Origin of the sequence: Odoribacter lunatus (assembly GCF_943193135.1) — a bacterium.
Taxonomy (GTDB): Bacteria; Bacteroidota; Bacteroidia; order Bacteroidales; family Marinifilaceae; genus Culturomica; species Culturomica lunata.
This window is the reverse complement of record NZ_CALPCZ010000001.1, coordinates 25124-43236: the sequence shown is the minus strand read 5'-3', so window position 1 is coordinate 43236 and position 18113 is coordinate 25124. Positions and strand designations below refer to the sequence as shown.

The 18113-nt window shown below is 43.1% G+C and carries 17 protein-coding genes and 1 tRNA gene; 11 read left to right on the top strand and 7 right to left on the bottom strand.

Going from position 1 to position 18113, the window contains the following annotated elements; all coding sequences use genetic code 11:
* Nucleotides 1–138: 138 nt before the first annotated feature.
* From NFR61_RS00180 to NFR61_RS00160, 5 genes are all read right to left on the bottom strand, one after another.
* On the bottom strand, nucleotides 139–456 hold the full coding sequence (locus NFR61_RS00180) for a helix-turn-helix domain-containing protein (RefSeq protein WP_251619723.1): 318 nt from the start codon (nucleotides 454–456) through the stop codon (nucleotides 139–141).
* Entirely contained in the window at nucleotides 453–803 is a 351-nt protein-coding gene (locus tag NFR61_RS00175) for a type II toxin-antitoxin system RelE/ParE family toxin (RefSeq protein WP_251619722.1), read from the bottom strand. The genes NFR61_RS00180 and NFR61_RS00175 overlap by 4 nt, the downstream gene beginning before the upstream one ends.
* A gap of 290 nt (nucleotides 804–1093) precedes the next feature.
* A complete protein-coding gene (locus tag NFR61_RS00170; RefSeq protein WP_161877413.1) occupies nucleotides 1094–1315 on the bottom strand; it encodes a DUF2795 domain-containing protein in 222 nt (73 codons plus the stop codon).
* A 112-nt stretch (nucleotides 1316–1427) separates the two neighbouring features.
* Nucleotides 1428–3212 carry a chloride channel protein gene (locus NFR61_RS00165; RefSeq protein WP_251619721.1) on the bottom strand — a complete coding sequence of 595 codons (1785 nt, stop codon included), beginning with the start codon at nucleotides 3210–3212 and terminating at the stop codon, nucleotides 1428–1430.
* Nucleotides 3213–3242: 30 nt separating this feature from the next.
* Entirely contained in the window at nucleotides 3243–4379 is a 1137-nt protein-coding gene (locus NFR61_RS00160; protein ID WP_251619720.1) for a DUF4831 family protein, read from the bottom strand.
* A 167-nt stretch (nucleotides 4380–4546) separates the two neighbouring features.
* Between NFR61_RS00160 and NFR61_RS00155 the strand changes: the two genes are divergently transcribed.
* Nucleotides 4547–6235 (top strand): peptide MFS transporter, encoded by a 1689-nt coding sequence (locus tag NFR61_RS00155; RefSeq protein WP_251619719.1) that lies wholly within the window; start codon nucleotides 4547–4549, stop codon nucleotides 6233–6235.
* A gap of 73 nt (nucleotides 6236–6308) precedes the next feature.
* Nucleotides 6309–6379: transfer RNA gene (locus NFR61_RS00150), tRNA-Gln, on the top strand.
* A gap of 113 nt (nucleotides 6380–6492) precedes the next feature.
* Here NFR61_RS00150 and NFR61_RS00145 read toward each other — a convergent pair.
* Nucleotides 6493–7134: a DUF6266 family protein gene (locus tag NFR61_RS00145; RefSeq protein WP_251619718.1), complete on the bottom strand. Its 642-nt coding sequence runs from the start codon at nucleotides 7132–7134 to the stop codon at nucleotides 6493–6495.
* Nucleotides 7135–7500: 366 nt separating this feature from the next.
* Here NFR61_RS00145 and NFR61_RS00140 point away from each other — a divergent pair, with 366 nt between their 5' ends.
* Nucleotides 7501–8139, top strand: a complete 639-nt coding sequence (locus NFR61_RS00140; protein ID WP_251619717.1) for a hypothetical protein — start codon at nucleotides 7501–7503, stop codon at nucleotides 8137–8139.
* 7 nt (nucleotides 8140–8146) lie between these two features.
* On the opposite strand, the gene NFR61_RS00135 is transcribed toward NFR61_RS00140, so the two are convergent.
* Nucleotides 8147–9700: an ATP-binding protein gene (locus NFR61_RS00135; protein WP_251619716.1), complete on the bottom strand. Its 1554-nt coding sequence runs from the start codon at nucleotides 9698–9700 to the stop codon at nucleotides 8147–8149.
* Nucleotides 9701–9815: 115 nt separating this feature from the next.
* Between NFR61_RS00135 and NFR61_RS00130 the strand changes: the two genes are divergently transcribed.
* From NFR61_RS00130 to NFR61_RS00095, 8 genes are all read left to right on the top strand, one after another.
* Nucleotides 9816–10985, top strand: a complete 1170-nt coding sequence (locus tag NFR61_RS00130; RefSeq protein WP_251619715.1) for a hypothetical protein — start codon at nucleotides 9816–9818, stop codon at nucleotides 10983–10985.
* Between the two features lie 2 nt (nucleotides 10986–10987).
* Nucleotides 10988–12178, top strand: coding sequence for a hypothetical protein (locus tag NFR61_RS00125; protein WP_251619714.1), 1191 nt, complete (start codon nucleotides 10988–10990; stop codon nucleotides 12176–12178).
* Between the two features lie 21 nt (nucleotides 12179–12199).
* A complete protein-coding gene (locus NFR61_RS00120; RefSeq protein WP_251619712.1) occupies nucleotides 12200–13828 on the top strand; it encodes a hypothetical protein in 1629 nt (542 codons plus the stop codon).
* Between the two features lie 237 nt (nucleotides 13829–14065).
* Nucleotides 14066–14449 carry a hypothetical protein gene (locus NFR61_RS00115; protein ID WP_251619710.1) on the top strand — a complete coding sequence of 128 codons (384 nt, stop codon included), beginning with the start codon at nucleotides 14066–14068 and terminating at the stop codon, nucleotides 14447–14449.
* A gap of 213 nt (nucleotides 14450–14662) precedes the next feature.
* Nucleotides 14663–14920 carry an NVEALA domain-containing protein gene (locus NFR61_RS00110; protein ID WP_251619709.1) on the top strand — a complete coding sequence of 86 codons (258 nt, stop codon included), beginning with the start codon at nucleotides 14663–14665 and terminating at the stop codon, nucleotides 14918–14920.
* 69 nt (nucleotides 14921–14989) lie between these two features.
* A complete protein-coding gene (locus tag NFR61_RS00105; protein WP_251619707.1) occupies nucleotides 14990–16105 on the top strand; it encodes a hypothetical protein in 1116 nt (371 codons plus the stop codon).
* Between the two features lie 525 nt (nucleotides 16106–16630).
* Entirely contained in the window at nucleotides 16631–16990 is a 360-nt protein-coding gene (locus tag NFR61_RS00100) for a DUF1573 domain-containing protein (protein ID WP_251619706.1), read from the top strand.
* Nucleotides 16990–18090: a 6-bladed beta-propeller gene (locus NFR61_RS00095; protein ID WP_277613039.1), complete on the top strand. Its 1101-nt coding sequence runs from the start codon at nucleotides 16990–16992 to the stop codon at nucleotides 18088–18090. The genes NFR61_RS00100 and NFR61_RS00095 overlap by 1 nt, the downstream gene beginning before the upstream one ends.
* Nucleotides 18091–18113 lie beyond the last annotated feature (23 nt).

The window sequence follows — 18113 nt, the reverse complement described above, 5'->3', positions numbered from 1 at the left end:
CCAATTAAAATAGATTAATGATTATCAACGATTCTATGAGTGCAATTTTAATGAGGGATTGTTTGTGGATAACACAAAATAGTTCATGTGTAGTAATTAGATTTGTTGGTAATAATAGTGCTACCCAACATCATTATTTCAAATAGATACAAACGAAGGCACTAATTGTATACCTAAAACGGCTGCAATCCTAAAGAAACTGGATAATTGAAGGTCTACTTTCCCCTTTTCAACACGTGCTATATACGTTTGTTCTCTTCCGACTTTTTCTGCTACTTCACGTTGGGTGAGTTTTAATTCACGACGTCTTTCCTTTAAGAGAGTACCATAATACCACGCAAGAGCTTTGGCATCAAATTTTGCTCGGAATTCAGTACCCTCTATCCCATACTTTTCATCCAACATCTGGTTTGTTGTGGAAAGTTTAGCTAACTTCTTTTCGTCTAACTGCATCATGATTTTAATTTCTCCAATATTTTATGTGCGACTTCTATTTGCTTTTTATAATCTTTAGAAGATTTCTTAAGAAATCCATTCAAAAGGATAATCCTTTTTGCCTCAATTACATTTGTATGGTCTATGGCCAAAAGAACACTTCTATACTCATTGGTTCCGACAGAAACCCTCATTTCATATAACTCGGTATTATCCAAGTGTTTTATAAATTTTGTGGAAATATTATAAACTCTCTGTACCACAAGAAACACATATTCAAACTTATCCCTCACTTTTTGAGGTAAAGACTCAAAGAATTCGTTGAATTCTTCTGATCGAAATATTATCCTTATGTTTTCCTGTTCCATGATACAAAAATAACGAATTAGTTCTAAATATACAAATCTCTTTTTCTGGAATAGAGATGTTGTCTTGAATTACGATTCAGAAAAGAGCTACAGAACTCAAACTTGCCCCTCCCATCTCCTTCAAGAAGAATTTTGGGAGAGCTGGAGGTCGTAAAGGGATAGCACATATTGTAAAATATGTGATTATTTTGACACTTCTGAGGTCATAAAACACGAAAAATCCACCTCATTTCTGAAGTGGATTTTGTCATACAGCGCTAACTATTAAATAGTTAATTATAGATACTATTTTAGTATTCGTCTTCGTTGAAGAAAAAATCATCCTTACTCGGATAATCCGGCCATATATCCTCTATACTTTCAAAAATTTCCTCATCATCCTCAATATCCTGAAGATTTTCGATTACTTCCAACGGAGCACCCGAACGGATAGCATAATCTATCAGTTCATCCTTTGATGCCGGCCACGGCGCATCTTCCAATTTAGATGCAAGTTCAAGAGTCCAATACATAATTTCTTCACTTTAAAACGTTGCCATTCATTGTTTGCCGCAAAAATATGTTTTTTATAAGAATAAACAATACCTATCCCCATAAAAAATACACATAAAAAAAATTAACCCCCTACTCATCGGAAAAATGCTGCAACACCCGCCGGTACGTATTAAATATCTTCGCCTTGGAAACAAACCCCACATACTTCCCTTCCCCGATAACCGGCAGATTCCACGCCCCCGTATCCTCAAACTTCCGCATAACGCCATCCATCGGGTCCTCCATATTCACCACCGTCGGAGGCGTCGTCATATAATCCCGCACATACGTAGTCTCATACAAATCCTGATTAAACATGATTTTGCGTATATCATCCAACAGCACAATCCCCAGCAACTCCTCATTCTCATCCACCACCGGGAAAATATTACGGCACGAACGGGAAACAATCTTCACCAAATCACCCAGCGAAGCATCTGCCGACACAGTCTTCAAATCCGTCTCAATCACCTTGTCCAGCTTCATCAACGTCAAAACCGCTTTATCCTTATTGTGCGTAATCAAATCCCCCTTCATCGCCAGACGGCGCGCATAAATAGAATGCGACTCCATACCGCGTCCTGTCAAGTGAGCCATCACCGAAGTAATCATCAAAGGCACCAGCAAAGTATAACCGCCCGTAATCTCCGCAATCAGGAACATCGCCGTCAAAGGCGAATTCATCACCCCGGACATCACCCCCGCCATGCCCGCCAGCACAAAATAATTCACAGGCACCGTAGCCACCCCCGAAAGATTAAGCAACGTAGCCACCAGATAACCGCCCACGCCCCCCGTAAACAAACTCGGAGCGAAAACTCCGCCCACGCCCCCGCTTCCGTTCGTCAAAGCCGTCGCAATCACCTTCACAAACACCAACCCCACCACATACAAAAGAATCATAAACGTACTGCTCTTCCAGTCAAAAAAGTACGTATTTTTCAAAATATTATCCGCATTATCCGTCAGCAAATCCTGCAAAGCCGAATATCCCTCCCCGTAAAGCGGAGGAAACACATAAATCAGCAGCCCCAGCAAAGCGCCGCCCGTCAAAACCTTCTTAAACGGATTCTTTATCTTCGCCACAAACTGCTCCACCCGGATATTCATCCGGATAAAATAAACCGACAGAAAACCGCAGCAAATACCAAGAATAATATAATAGGGCACATTCGCCAAAGCAAACCGGTCATGCACTGCAAAATCCAGCACAATACCGTCCCCCATCATAAAATAAACAATCACATAAGACGAAATCGCCGAAATCATCAACGGAATCAAAGACGCCATCGTCAAATCCAGCATCAACACCTCCAGCGTAAAAACAATCCCCGCAATCGGCGCCTTAAAAATACCGGCAATCGCCGCCGCTGCCCCGCAACCGATCATCAACGTCATCACCTTGTAATTCATCCGGAAAAAGCGTGCCAGGTTCGACCCGATAGACGCCCCCGTCAGAACAATCGTAGCCTCCGTACCCACTGAACCGCCGAAACCGATAGTTATCGTACTCGCCACCAGCGAAGAATAACTGTTATGAGGCTTAATCATACTATTGCGCCGCGAAATCGCATACAACACCTTCGTCACCCCGTGGCTGATATCCTCCCGCACAAAATAACGGACAAACAAAGAAGTCAGGCATATCCCGATAAAAGGATAAACAAAGAAAAGCAAACTACCGCTATCAACCTGAAGGCGTTCGGTAAAAAACACATGCGTGCTGTGCACCATATTTTTCAACAGGATAGCCGCCAATCCCGACACAATTCCCACCAACAAACTCAACACGAGAATAAAATTACTCTCCTTCACATACTTCACCCGCCAAATCAGAAAACGTCCGAACCAACTGCTTTCACTGCCTTCCGCCATAACTCGAAACCATTAAATAAAACGGGACACTCAACGTACCCCCCTGCCGATACTCTTGATAGAACCGTATTCCGGATAAAACTCCAACTGCAACCCCTCCACCGCAATCACCTCCGTCGGAAACTTTCTTATCACCCCCAACTGCGGTATCACACTTCTAAACTGCTGCAACTCCTCGCCCATCCGTATCAACTTCACATTCGCCACCGCAGGCACCCGGTAATAGATAACCGACTGGGCACCTTCCACCGGAACCGCCTTCTTGTCCGGAGGCACCACGACCTGTTCCGCTACCAGCACATAAGACGATACCGATACGTCTTTTTTGTCAACAAAGCCCTCCGACTCACTGAAACGGAAAGCCACCACCTGTTCATTCGGTTTATCCAACGTACAGGTAAAAACCCGTTCCACACTCCGCTTCACCTCAGTACCCATAAAAAGACTCAAATAATCCTTCTCCATCCTGTCAAACTCCTTCAAAATCACCTCCAGCGACTTCCCGTCCGCCACTTCATTGTCCGCCGACAACAACTTCACCCGTTCCGAACGAATCCGGAAAATCTCCTTCACCGCCTCCTCCATCAAATCCTTCTTCGTCTTCGTCTCATACCGCACAATCGGGTCCCATATCCGCTTCATCACGCCGTCAATCTCCTGCTCCGTATAATTCGTATCCAACACCTCTTTCAACGGATTGTAAGTGCGTAATTTCGTCATATCAATCATCCGCCGGGAATCCGTAGCCGGAAAACGGCGCTCCATTCTTTCACCGGCGACATCCGTATTCGGCATCCCGGCCGCCACGCCCGCCAGAAATCCCTCCGGGCTCAAATTCAGCATCACGGCACTATACTCTCCGCTTGCCGTCATCATGTATACAGCACTCTCATCCGGCACATAAAAAGGCTCCACCTCTACCGACGCCACCCGCCACCGTTCTTTCAGCGACAAAGATTCCGGCTTCATCCCCAGCTCCTTCGCGGCATGCTCCGCATAAGGCCCCGGAATATAGCGAACAACCTCCGCCTTCACCTTCACCTGATACATCACCTTAGGCAAACAATAGCTCACGCTCACCGGTACTGTAATCTCCTTTTTCTTTTGAGCCACCCCGGCCGAAACAGCCAGAACCATCCCCAAACATATAAAAACAAATTTCTTCATAAATACTTCTACATTTTCCCCGCAAAATTGCTTAAATTATTTCATCTCCCAAAAAATTCTTCCAAAAATAAATAACTGACACAGCGGCTTTCAAAACGGAAAATGCGGAAAAATTCTTACATTTGTTCCCAACATAAAATGAATATTAACTTTAAATAATTAAATTCATGTTTCAAAATCAACCCAAAGGCTTATATGCCTTAGCACTCGCTAACACCGGAGAACGCTTCGGCTACTACACGATGCTTGCCATCTTCACCTTATTCCTGCAAGCGAAATTCGGATTCAGTTCGGTAGCAACCTCCAACATCTTCGCCGGCTTCCTGGCGTTCGTTTACTTCTTGCCCGTATTGGGAGGTATCCTCGCCGACAAATTCGGCTACGGCAAAATGGTAACATCGGGTATCATCGTCATGTTCATCGGTTACACCTGCCTGGCCGTTCCCACCGGCAATGACGCCATCGGCGTGGCTGCCATGTTCGGCGCACTCTTCCTCATCGCATTGGGGACGGGACTATTCAAAGGCAACCTACAGGTAATGGTCGGCAACCTCTATGACGACCCCAAATATTCCGACAAACGGGATACCGCCTTCAGCCTTTTTTACATGGCCATCAATGTCGGCGCACTCTTTGCCCCAACGGCAGCATCCAGAATTACCGAACATTTCATGAGCAAAGCCGGTCTCAAATACCAGGGTGACATCCCCGCCCTTTGCCACGAATACCTCGAAAAAGGCGGACAAATGGCAAGCGATGCCCTCGCATCCCTCACCCAGTTCGCACAGTCGCAAACCGCAGCTTTCGACGGCAATCTGAACGCATTTGCCCACAACTATATCGACGAACTGTCACTCTCTTACCACTACGGATTTGCCGTAGCCTGCGCATCCCTTATCCTCTCCATGCTGATTTACCAGGTATTCAAGAAAACCTTCAAGCATGCGGATGTAAACACCAAACAAGCGGCTGCCAGCGGCAAACAGGACAATGTCGTGGAACTGACGCCGGAACAGACCAAATCACGTATTACCGCCCTCGTTCTGGTTTTCGCTGTCGTTATCTTCTTCTGGATGGCCTTCCACCAAAACGGGCTAACCCTTACCTTCTTCGCCCGCGACTACACCGCGCGAGTTGCCGACGGTGCTTTGGGAATGAGTTTCAACGTATTCAATTTGGTATTTGTCATTACATTGGTATACAGTCTGTTCTCTTTATTCCAATCCAAAGTACTTAAATCCAAATTAATATCGGGAGCCGTAGCCCTTTTGTCCGCCGGCGTTCTGATTTACAAATACATCTCCCTGGAGGCCGGTTCATTCATCGAAGTACTGCCCCAGATGTTCCAGCAATTCAACCCATTCTTCGTGGTAGCCCTTACCCCTGTATCGCTGGCGGTATTCGGTGCTTTGGCAAAACGAGGAAAAGAGCCTTCCGCACCCCGTAAAATCGGTATCGGTATGCTTATCGCCGCCTTAGGATTTGCCGTAATGGCTTTCTGTTCCCTGGGACTTCCCACGCCGAATCCTACCGGTGCAACCGTTGTGGCAGACAACCTGCTGGTATCTCCGTCTGTCCTCATTAACACCTATCTTGTGCTGACCTTTGCGGAACTGTTCCTGTCCCCGATGGGAATCTCTTTCGTATCCAAAGTCGCACCTCCCAAATACAAGGGACTGATGATGGGTTTATGGTTCGGTGCCACAGCTGTAGGTAACTACCTCGTGTCTATCATCGGTATGCTTTGGGGACACATGGAACTGTGGGCTTTGTGGTCAATCTTAATCGTTCTGTGCCTGATTTCCGCCCTCTTCATCTTTATGATGATGAAACGGTTGGAAAACGCGACAAAATAACAGAAGAAAAAAATATTTTTATTTTTTGTAAAAATAAAAATATATAGTATTTTTGTAGTGCAAATATAAGGATTGTTCAATGGTGTAATGGCAGCACAACAGATTCTGGTCCTGTTAGTCAAGGTTCGAATCCTTGTTGAACAACTTATTTTGACTGACGCATGTATGAGAAGTCCCGCTTTAGGCGGGACTTCTTTTTACATGACTTTTCATCTATGAGGCTTCATCAGCGAAAACGGAGCGGAAAAGTCATTTCATCAGACACTCAGATAAACAGACGGCGAAGACAATCGCTTCTTTTCGTTCACAGCAAAAGCATAGATTTCCAAATCATCCATATCGCACTGCTCCGAAAGTTTCACCTCTTTCTCCCCCGTCTCCACACGTTTACCTAAAAGCGGCATCCGGCAAAGCTCTCGCTTTTTCTCATAGATGACCGCATAGACTACATCATCCGGCAGCACACGTCCGCCTTCTTCGGCGGCAGCCAGGGTAAATACCACCTTTCTGCCTTCCTTGTCAACAACTGCCGTCAGCGCCGGCGGGAAGAGATCCCCGTCCGCCAGTTTCAACCGGGCAAAATCTACCGAAACAAGAAATTCTCCCGTTTCCTCATCCTTGGTCGCCGTGGCTACCGAGCGGTTTGCCTTTACAAAAAGATTCGCCGGCGAACAATACTTCTCCCGAATAGTGTACCCTATCCGGATTGCCTCAATCAAACGGCGGCACAGATGCCCCACCACGCCTTGAATGCTGCGGTTTTTCACTTGCAGGTCGGTGCGGCTCGGATTGCTCATCACCTTCACCCTGCTAATGGTCAAGCCTTTCCACGTATAATATGTCAGGCTTCCCACCGATTTTTGCAGACCTATTGTCTGACTTCCACTGTTAATTCCCATTAGTGTAAAAATTTAATGTTTCACATTTACTTTTTCACCTCACAGATTTTGCTCGTTTTCACGCTGCTAATATAAAACATATTTTTCATATTCCAACAATTTTTCCAAAATATTTTACAAATATTTTTACATTATGTAATCATATTTATGCAAACACATATATAATTCACTGTATAACAGTATTGAAAGATTATAAAATGAATAACCCGCCTTATACATTCCGTATATTAAACCCTAACCAAATCCTAAGCACCTCCTAAGCATTTCCTACGGAGCTACCTGTTTTTTATAAAAAAAGTAATAAATAATTTTGAAATATCACAAATTATGTATATCTTGTATACGAATATTTAAATATTGTGTTTTATGGCCAGATATGACCCAGACAAGATGGAGATTGTCGGACGCATCGGAAAGCTCATTTACTATTCGTACAATGGTGTGACGTATGTTCGCAGTTATCCCCGAGAGTATCATTTCAAGACTCCGCCGGAAGAGCGTCCGGCAGTAAATATGTTTTCGCAGGCATCACTGTATTTCAAGTTTCTTCCCGAACCTCTTGTCCAGGTATGGCGTGCAGCGGCAAGCAAAGAGAGATATAATTGCCGCAATCTGTTTATCAAGGTTAATTTCAACGCTTTTTCCGCCGACAGTTCCGTACCTTATTACGAGGCAATGTCGTTCAGCCACGGTAATCTCGCCCTGCCTCTGAATATGAAGCTTTCCAGCGGCACTGACGAGGAGAGCCTGTTGCTGACGTGGGATTTTGTTGCGGAACGTCCCTATGTTTCTCCCGATGACCGTTTGTGGATTGTGGAGATTCACACGTCTACCCCTTTTCAGGTGAATATTGTCAAGGATGTTACTGCCAAGCGTTCCGACGGACGTTGCGAGTTCCGCCTGCGCCGGCATCTGGGAGAGGAAGCGCATCTTTATTGTTTTTTCGGTAATCCGGACGAAACGCAGTTTTCCACTACCCACTATTTCCGCACTCCGGCGGAGTGATTGTTTGTTACTCCACTATCCAACGGTCGATGTTGCGGGTATCGGAGGAGAAGTTGATGCCGATTTTAAATACTTCGCGGGGGTCCGTTTCAAAGGGACGGGCATAGTGTTTGTCGCGTATCTGCTGTAAGGCTTCTTCCGCCGTGCCGTCCAATTTGAATTCCATGACGTAGACGTATTTGTCCGTCTGCAAGACTAAATCGATACGGCCGTTGCTCGTGTGGTATTCAGCCTTGACGTAAAAACCCATTAGTTTGGTGACGATAAATATTACGTTTTGATAGTGTACTTCCTGGTCTCGCTTTATCTGTTCGTAAGAAGTATCCGCCAAAAGGCTTTGCAGGCGAGACAAGAAACCATCAACATTGCCTGCCTCTACGTCTCGGACAAATTTCTGGATTGCAAAACCCGTCTCCGGCGCCGTGAGGTTTGTATAGAAGGGCAAAAGGAAGTTTACAAACCCCTCCTCTACTTCCCGGTTCGGGAATCCAAGCGTATATATGCCAAAGCGTTCGTCATATTCTTTTATGGTGAGGTAACCGCTCTGGTAGATTACCGGTACAGGATTGGTGGAGGTTGAGTCTATGCTGTTCAGTATATCAGCGGTGGTCTGTTCCTGTGACAAACGGTCCAAATTGTAATGGTGCTGTTTCAACAACTCCACCAGATACGTCGGTGTGCCCGTCTCAAACCAATAGCTGCGGAACGCTTTCGCATCAAATGTATTAAGCAGACTAAACGGATTATATACCCCGATGCTGTCCTCACAAAAATGATACCCGTTGTAATTCTCACGCAATTTAGCCAGGGTATTATCATAAGACATTTTATTGGCTTCCGCCAATTCCTGTATGCTATCACCAAAATACCCCAACAACTCTTCCTCACTTACTCCGCAAATACCTGCGTAATCATTACGCATAGAAATATCTTTCAGATTGTTGAGGTCACTGAATACACTTACTTTGCCGAATTTTGTTACACCGGTCAGCATGGCAAATTTGATGTAACCGTCCCGGGATTTCAAGGCGCCGTAAAAGGCTTTTAACGTGTTGCGGTACGCTTCCTGTAAGTCGGGACGGCCAATGGCCTGTAGCATCGGTTTGTCGTATTCGTCTACCAATATGACTACCCGCTCCCCTGTCTGCTCGCAAGCGCGCTGGATGATGCCCTGAAAGCGCAATGCCAAGGAACGTTCCGATTCCCGACTACCGTAGAGGCTTTCCCATTCACACAGAGCGGCGTTCAAGACGCCCTCCAATGCCTCCGGCGTGTCGTATTTCTCGGTGTTCAAATCCAGATGCAGTATCGGGTGTTTTGTCCATTTCGTCTCCAATTTCTCGATGGCCAACCCCTCGAACAGTTCCCGCTTCCCCTGCAAATAGGCTTCTAATGTCGAGATTAACAAACTTTTCCCGAAACGACGCGGGCGGCTCAAGAAGTAATAACTTCCGGTATTCACCAGTTTGTATATCCATGCCGTCTTATCCACATATACATACCCGCCCGTGCGGATTTTTTCAAAGTTCTGGATGCCGATGGGGTATTTTTTCTCGCTCATGATTCAGGAGGTTTGTTTTATTTCACAAATATATGATTTTTATGTGATTTACCATTATTTACCGGAGAAGTTATCCTATAAAAAATATATATCTTTGCCGGATAATATTATATTCATGAAATTTTACGTTTTTATATGTTTGTTGTGTTGTTGTGCCTGTCGTCTGAATGTGGATGTGCCGGAGGCGAGGAATAAGGTGGATTATGAGCATTTGCCTTTGTTTTCTTCCCCAAAGGCAGAAGGGAAAGGGTTTGTGCTGGATTCTATTGTGATTTCTCTGCCCGGTGAGGATATTCTTTCTTCCCAGACGGGTACGTTTTTTTGTAACCGGGATACGATTTATTTTGCCGATAGGCAATTGGCTTCCCTGTTGCTGTTTTCTCCTGAAGGGAGGTTTATAGGCTATCGTTTACAGCGAGGCAACGGCCCCCATGAGTTGAACGGATTGTTTGCGATTGCCCCTGCGGGTGATGACGGATATGTTACTCTGGATGAAAACGGCTATGTCTGTGTGTTTAACAATCATTGGAAGAAGATTCGGCAGTTCCATATCGACTGGCAGGCTGGCCGCAGTTATGAGGAGTTGTACAATGCGCCCGACCCGAATTGTTATGATATTTATGAGATTCAGTATTCAGTCAATTGTATCCGTCCGGTTTCGGGGAGTTGTGTTGTTGTCCCGATTGTTACGGAGCATGTGAAATATAATGCTTATGAGGAGGCTTCCCATTTTTACGATAATGCCTATACGCTGGGTGTGCTTGACCTTTCTTCCGGTAAGATAAGCCGTATGATGTGCCAACATTCGCCTGTTTACCGGCGCTATAAGTATATTCCTAACTTTCAACATGTATTGTTTGACATTTACCAAGATACGCTGCTATTTTCGTTTGAAGCCGACCCGCTTATTTATAAAATGAGTCTTCAAGATAACAATGCTTTTTCTTTCGGTATACCCGGCAAGGATATGAAAACCGATTATCGGGAAACGGGCCGTTTTGAGGAGGCGGATAAGAGTTACCAGCGGGACAGAAGGAGGTACGGTTTTTATCAGTCGCTGAAGTATATTCCCCAAACGGGGTTGTTGTTCCGAAGTTATTCCAAGGGCGGTGATTCGGGAGAATATTGCCTACAGGTGTATCGGGGCCATACGCTTGTCGGGGATTACGGGGAGTTGCCCGCCAAGTTCCAGGTTTACGGCTATATTGCTCCGTGGTATTATGCGTGTGCCGCCCCCGATTTTGAGAAGGAGAATTTGATTATTTACAAGTTTAAATTTGAGTAGGTATGTTGTTCCGAATGGTGTTGTCGCTTTGTTTTGTTTTTTGCTGTTTTCCGCTTTTCTCCCAAGAAGTGCCGCATGAGCTGGAGGAGGTTGTGGTTTCCGACCGCTCTTTGTCCCAGATTATTAAAAAGGTTTCTTCCCGGCTGACCCGGAAACTGAAGACGCAATCGTTCCCCTATCCTAATTTTTACGGGAATGCCCGCTATGAAAAGATTGTGGAGAGCAAGGGACGAGCGATACAATTTGACCGGGATTACGGGCTTTATCTGACTACCGGCAATTATAAACATTCGTCGTGGGATTTTAAGTACGGTTTTCGGTTTCTCCCTGTTTATTCCGCTTACAGTTTCCGTCTGACGAGTAACGGGAAGGATACGCTGCGGTTCCATTATTTTGTCGGCGGTCCCAATTATAATAAGAATTTCGACAGCAATTCTTCCAAGATATTCCCGGCCATGAGGGCTTTAACTCTTTACGGACCTCTTTTCAGTTCCCCGGATTATTACAGCTATCGGCTCATGGATAACAGTAATAATACTTATACTATTGCCTTTTCTCCTAAAATGAAGTATTATCTGAAAAAAATCCGGGCTTTGTGTTCCGGAACGATGCAAATAGATAAGTCCACGCTTCATTTGAAGAGTATGCAATTGGATGATTTTGTTTATCATCATTACCAGCTTGCCCGTAAATTCAACAATTCCGCCCAGTCTCCTTACCGTACCCGAATGAATGTGCAGTTTGCATACGAGGGGGATGTCTGTCATATCACAAGCTGTTATACCGAGACGCGGTGGATGTACCCTAAAAATGATTTGTATAAGTCGATTGAGGTTGCCTCCCGCCCTTATCCGGACCAACAGGAAATTGTAGAGAAGGAGGCGTGGCAGGTGGAGAATGTTTCCTCTTTCCCCCATGACGAACTGGATGAAGTTTTTCATAATTCGACGTCGATTGTTTACGGGAAGTATGTACCGGAGGTGTTCCGGTCTGTTCCGTTGTTGCCGGATGCCCCTAAGGCTATTGAGGAGTTAAGTCAATATATGGATGTCGAGCAACAGTACCGTTTGTTTAATTATGCCGGTATATGGAATGAACATACTTATCTGAATGCCCAGAATTATCGGGCAAGAGTTCCTTTTTCGCAATTACTTATTCAAAAACTTTTTAAGGAGCCTGTTTCTGTTGATTAGGTGTGTATGCTATTAATTGTCATGAGAAGTATTGTTTTTATTGCGGCGCTTTTGAGTTTGTTTATAAGGTGTTCTTCCCGTGAGGCGGATGCCCGGCTGGCGGTGGCCGAAGGGCTGATGAATGAGCACCCCGATTCGGCGCTTGCCGTGTTGAGGGATGTTCCCCGCTGTGATTTGAATTCCCCGGAACGGAGGGCGTTGTTTGCGTTGCTGTATTCGCAGGCGCTTGACAAGAATTATATCGATGTGACGAATGATTCGCTGATCGGTGTTGCCGTGACGTATTATAATGCGCATCCGGAGCCTTACCGCCTGATGCTTGCCTATTATTATCTTTCGCGCGTACAATTCAATGCCGGCAGTTATACGCCGAGTATCCTGTCCGCCCACAAGGCGCAGAAGTATGCGGAAGGTATCGGGAATTATTTTTTCCTCGGACTGATATACCGCGGCATGGCGGCTACTTATAACCGTCTTTACAATGCCCGCGAAGAAGTGAGTTATTGCACCCTGGCCCATCAATGTTTTTTGCAGGCCCATGCGGATGTGCATGCCGATTTCGCTTTGCTTGATATAGGACGTGCCCACCACAATAACCAAGAATACGACGAATGTATCCGGATTGCCCGGCAGGCTTTTGATACTGCCTGTGCGAAAGGAGATACGACCCTTATGGCAGAAAGCCTCCATCTGATGGGCTGTTCTTCTGTCGCGCAACAAAATTACCGGGCGGGCAAGGCTGCTTACCTCCGCTTGCTGTCCCTCTGCCCCACCTGTCTGTCCGATCCGGATTACAAGAATCTCGCCCTTATCTATTTTTCGGAAAATAATGCGGACAGTACGGTGTTCTATCAGCATAAAATAGGCAAACATGCCACCGCTATCTCTCTTATAGACTACGAAATGTATCTACTTCAGGGAAAAACGTCCCAAGCGCTCCAGGCCCTGAATGTTATTACCACAACTCAAGATTCCCTTATCCATCATGTTCTGAACCAAAATATCAGCAGTACCCTTACCAATTATTATAAGCAGGAAGAAGAGTTCCTGAAGAATAAGCTGCAATATGAAAAGTACCAACGGTTCGGTATTATTGCTTTCTGCCTCCTGCTTACCGTTTTCCTTTTTGTTTTCTACCGGATTCATTTAAATCGCAAGCAACGAAAGATTGAAGAGAATATGTTGCTCGCCCAGGAATTGAGCGATAAATTAAAGCGGCAGGATTCTGCCCTAACTGCCAAAAACAATTATATCGATGAACTGGTTATACAAAAGTTCGCAACCATTGACAAACTGTGCAGCACCTATTATGAATGCCAAGCTACTCCCCAGGAAAAGGAGCGCATCTACTCGGAAGTTATCGGCATCATTTCCAAATTCAAAAGCGACCAGCACACCCAAATGGAATTGGAAACTTTCCTCAATACGTATAAGAATAATCTTATGGCAGACTTCCGTCAGGAATTCCCAAAATTAAAAGATACGGATTACCAGCTGTTCCTGTACTATGCCCTTGATTTATCCCCCTCCACGATAAGTATTTTCCTGCAAGAAAAGCCCCCTGTGATATACAATCGTAAAAAACGCCTGAAAGATAAAATCCAAAGCAGTAACTGTGCTAAAAAAGAATTCTTCTTAAGCATATTTTGACAGATTAATCTACTTGTTATCAATTATATACAAACAAAATACAGCTATATGTTTATAAGTAACTTACATTCAGTTATTTATAAATATCGATAGAAATTTTATCTACATACATACTAAACAACACTGAATACCAATACATTATAGTATCAATCTGATAGTTTTTTATTGACTATTTCTGCAACTTTTACTATATAATCAGATAATTTTATAAGGTAAAATCTAATTAATATAGTAAATATGAAAAAATTTATCTTATCTATTATTGCGTTTGTTTTTATTTTCAGCATCTGTGGTCTGCTTCCTGTCCAAGCCGGAGATGATAAAACCGTCAAGGAGGATGAAACAACCCTACATTTGGACACACCGATCAATCGTCCCCGTATGCCGTCAAAAATTAGCATTCACTGCACGTACCGGAACGGCGAGGTTCGTTTTTCTTTTCCAGAAGAGCTTGAATATCTTACGGTAACCATTGAGCACACAGAAAGCAAGACGACGTGGATGAGCCGGGTTGGCCATGAGGACTGTATGCTAATCTCGACAGCCAACGGAACTTATAACGTATCGGCGCAAACCGAAGGCGGGCAGCATTTTTCCGGCACACTTTACGTTACGGATTAAACTGCGTCCGACTACGTATAATATAGGGAATGGGGGATACTGGATATATGATCTCAATTGCAAAAAACCCAAGGGTATCCTTCTATTCCCTTTTTTTTAAAAAGGAGGTTTCAAAACAGTAATTATTTAAAGCAAACCAAGCCATGTGCTTTTTCTGTTGAAAGGATACAGACAGAATTTTAATTTTTTTATTTTTAACCATTAAATTTTTCGATGATGAAAAAGAAATTAATTACGATTGCCGCTGTCGGATGTTTTGCGTTATTAACGGCAGCTTACACGTTCTTCTCTACCGAGACGAACCAAGCAAACTCTTTGATGTTGGAAAACATCGAGGCGTTGGCTGATAATGAAATTGGTTCAGGTCGAGTAGATAAACATTGTGCAGGTGATAGCCATCCAGAAGAATATGGATGCTATGCAGATAATCACGGAGCTGATTGCAAAAAACAAGGAGATTGCAGAAGGTAGTAACATTAAGCTGTCTAGATTATTATAAAAATAATATATATTTAGACAGCTTATTTGGTTTAATTAGTCATGTACAAAATTTTATTTTTTTCTTTCCTTTTTGTCGCCTGTTTCAGTCCCAAACGGGAGGATGTTTTTACCGCGGCTGAAAATTTGCCTCAAGAAATAGCGTTTACGGAGGTTGTTCCTGTTTCCGTCTGTCTCGATTCTATTCCGACTTCTTATTTAGGTAAAGTTATTACTTATAAGGATTGCCTGCTGTTTATTGATGAAAAATTTTGCTATGCTTATCTGTTCGACCGCTCCGGGAAGCTGCTGAAACGATGCCTGGGTAAGGGACATTCCCCGAAAGAAATTCCTGTTGATGAGATTACCGGATATTGTGTCAATAATCGGGAAGAGATTGTTATTTTTTCTGATTTGCTTTATTTTGTCTACGATAGTACTTTTACTCTCAAGTATTATAATACGGTTAAAACGCATACGCGTTCGCCGCATCAGCCCAAGCGGGGCGATAATCCTTTTATTTACAGCTGGCCTTATGATAAGTTTGTCATTCACGGCTATGATTCGACTTTATATTATACGGCTATAAATAAGGCTTTCAGTTATATAACGGAGTCTCGCAAGTTTTTCAGCGAGTGTTTTACGATTTTACAAGTGGATGCGCCCACGGGTGTTCCCGAAAAGGTTTTGGGACCTTATCCCCCCATTTACCAAGAGCGTAGTTTTTGCCAGTTTCCCTATTGCAGTTTCGATCTTGATTCGGAGGGTAATGTGTATGTCTGCTATGAGGCGGATTCTTTGATTTATAAGTTTGACAAGAGACATAAGAATATACGGACTTTCGGCCAGAGTGGCCGGGATATGGATTGCGATTATATTGCTCTTTCCCACCAAGCATCTCTCCGCTCTTTGTATTTGCAGGAACGTGCAACAAGAGGGTTTTACGACCAAGTGCTTTATGTTGATTCGCTCAACTGGCTTTGCAGGGTTTATCAGAAGGGTGGCTCGGCCTTGACCGACGGTTTGCAGGTGTATGATTCTACTTACCGCCTGATTGCAGACTGCGATATTCCGAAGGGGTTCCGCCTTTGCGGGTATATTTCTCCCTGTCTGTATTTTTATAAGGTTGAGGAAGAGACGGAAAAGATTCTATCTTTTAAATTAAGCTTTTGTTATTAAAATAACTCTATGAATATAAACGTTAAAATATTCCTAACAATATTTCTATTAGAATTAAATTATAGTTGCTATGATAATGAAAAAACAAAAATCAGATATGAATTTTCAAAATTAGAAAATAGTACTATTATTATTCCTAATTTAATACCATCTACCAAAAATGAATTCATTTTAAAAAAGTCATCATATACAATACTTAATTACATTGATTCGTCTGAATGTGCTGAATGTAAACTTTTATTACCTTCTTGGAAAAAATTAATTAAAGAATTAGATTCTATTGCATCTAATAAAATCAAATTTTTATTTTTTATTCATTCTCCCTATTCAAAAAAAATAATACACCTATTCCAATACAATGAATTTAGTCTCCCCATATTCTTCGATACACACGATAGCTTAAATAAACTTAATCATTTCCCACGAGACGAGCGATTCCATACTTTCCTATTAGATAGTAATAACCGGGTAAAAGTTATAGGGAATCCTGTACACAATCCTAAAATCAAAGAGCTTTATCTGAAGGTGATTACAGGTGATACGCTACCGAAAAAAGAGGTCGCACAAACGACGGTCGTTTATGAGGAGGCTGTGTGCGATTTGGGTGTGTTTGCTGTAAATGAGAGCAGGGAAGCTGTCTTTACCCTAAAGAATACAGGAAGACAACCGTTGCTTGTGGCAGATGTGACGACTTCGTGCGGATGCGCCACTCCCCGCTATGACAAGAAGCCGGTAAAACCGGGTGACTCGATGGAGATAAGGGTAGCAATGAATATTAAAGAGGAAGGCTATTTTGAGAAGAGTATCTCGGTGTATTGCAATATTTCCGAGGCTCCTGTCCAATTTAAAATAAAAGGTGCCGTGGTCAATAAGGAGTCCCAATAATGAAGTATATATATTACTATATTTTAATCGTATTTTGTTTTTGCGTAAGCTGTAAAACAAGTTATAAGGAGAATTGTACGAATATTCCATTTTATGCTTTTCAAGAATGTGAATTGGAGTGTACCGATTTCAATATTTTAACCCCGGTTAAGTATATTGTCCTGCATTCAGAAAATGAGGCTATGGAGATTGTTTATACCGATAAAATCGAGGTGTTTGACAATAAGATTTATATCGCAGATAAAATGTCCTCGAGGTTAGTTGTGTTCGATTCGACAGGAAAAGCTATCGGATGTGTGGGGCATAAAGGACACGGACCCGGCGAATATATCAATATTGCCGATTTTTCTATCGACAGTGACGGTAATGTTTATGTTTTGGATTACAATTCTTTGTCTCTGTTGAAATATAACTCCCAATACGATTTTATCAGTTCTCAAAAATTGCCTTTTTATGCCGAAATGCTCCAGTGCCTTTCCGATAATAAGTTTGCTTTCGGTTTAACAGCTAATAATTCCGGCAAGTATCCACACGACCATGTTATTGTTACCAATAAGGATTTAGAGAAAGAAAAAACTATTGCTCGCTACGAGAATGATACCGATGATAATTTTCATTTGTCCGGTTTTGGATTTACCAAGACGAAAGAGGGGATATTTTACCATAAGCCGATTGATGAGCATGTTTATTTACTTGATGATTCCGGCAATCTCAAGGATGTATTTCTCTTTGATTTCGGAAGTAAACGCGTCCCGGATGCTTTCCGAAAGAATATTGAAGATAAGTTGGAGCTTTTTGCAAATTATACGGCCTTGACGTTTTTTACTCTTGTGTATGATAATTATATTTACGGGTCTTTGTTTGATAAAGGTGTTTATAAACAATTTGTTTTAGATAGAAATACTCATAAAGTCTACCAAAAAACAGATGAAAGCATTGATAAGTACGGACATTGGTTCGGCACGTGCGGAGGTTATCTTGTCAGTGTATTTCCTCCCATTTTTGAAAAGAATAATTATCCGTCGGATTTTCCCGATGATTTAAAAAATGCATTGGCTGAAGAGAAGATTGTGTTGTGTTTTTATTCTATTAAACCGTGATAGAAGGCAATATTTTATATATA

What these genes read in the sequence shown, in the direction of transcription:
- NFR61_RS00180 (WP_251619723.1), bottom strand. Translation starts at nt 456, where the DNA reads ATGATGCAGTTAGACGAAAAGAAGTTAGCTAAACTTTCCACAACAAAC.
- NFR61_RS00175 (WP_251619722.1), bottom strand. Translation starts at nt 803, where the DNA reads ATGGAACAGGAAAACATAAGGATAATATTTCGATCAGAAGAATTCAAC.
- NFR61_RS00170 (WP_161877413.1), bottom strand. Translation starts at nt 1,315, where the DNA reads ATGTATTGGACTCTTGAACTTGCATCTAAATTGGAAGATGCGCCGTGG.
- NFR61_RS00165 (WP_251619721.1), bottom strand. Translation starts at nt 3,212, where the DNA reads ATGGCGGAAGGCAGTGAAAGCAGTTGGTTCGGACGTTTTCTGATTTGG.
- NFR61_RS00160 (WP_251619720.1), bottom strand. Translation starts at nt 4,379, where the DNA reads ATGAAGAAATTTGTTTTTATATGTTTGGGGATGGTTCTGGCTGTTTCG.
- NFR61_RS00155 (WP_251619719.1), top strand. Translation starts at nt 4,547, where the DNA reads ATGTTTCAAAATCAACCCAAAGGCTTATATGCCTTAGCACTCGCTAAC.
- NFR61_RS00145 (WP_251619718.1), bottom strand. Translation starts at nt 7,134, where the DNA reads ATGGGAATTAACAGTGGAAGTCAGACAATAGGTCTGCAAAAATCGGTG.
- NFR61_RS00140 (WP_251619717.1), top strand. Translation starts at nt 7,501, where the DNA reads ATGGCCAGATATGACCCAGACAAGATGGAGATTGTCGGACGCATCGGA.
- NFR61_RS00135 (WP_251619716.1), bottom strand. Translation starts at nt 9,700, where the DNA reads ATGAGCGAGAAAAAATACCCCATCGGCATCCAGAACTTTGAAAAAATC.
- NFR61_RS00130 (WP_251619715.1), top strand. Translation starts at nt 9,816, where the DNA reads ATGAAATTTTACGTTTTTATATGTTTGTTGTGTTGTTGTGCCTGTCGT.
- NFR61_RS00125 (WP_251619714.1), top strand. Translation starts at nt 10,988, where the DNA reads ATGTTGTTCCGAATGGTGTTGTCGCTTTGTTTTGTTTTTTGCTGTTTT.
- NFR61_RS00120 (WP_251619712.1), top strand. Translation starts at nt 12,200, where the DNA reads ATGAGAAGTATTGTTTTTATTGCGGCGCTTTTGAGTTTGTTTATAAGG.
- NFR61_RS00115 (WP_251619710.1), top strand. Translation starts at nt 14,066, where the DNA reads ATGAAAAAATTTATCTTATCTATTATTGCGTTTGTTTTTATTTTCAGC.
- NFR61_RS00110 (WP_251619709.1), top strand. Translation starts at nt 14,663, where the DNA reads ATGATGAAAAAGAAATTAATTACGATTGCCGCTGTCGGATGTTTTGCG.
- NFR61_RS00105 (WP_251619707.1), top strand. Translation starts at nt 14,990, where the DNA reads ATGTACAAAATTTTATTTTTTTCTTTCCTTTTTGTCGCCTGTTTCAGT.
- NFR61_RS00095 (WP_277613039.1), top strand. Translation starts at nt 16,990, where the DNA reads ATGAAGTATATATATTACTATATTTTAATCGTATTTTGTTTTTGCGTA.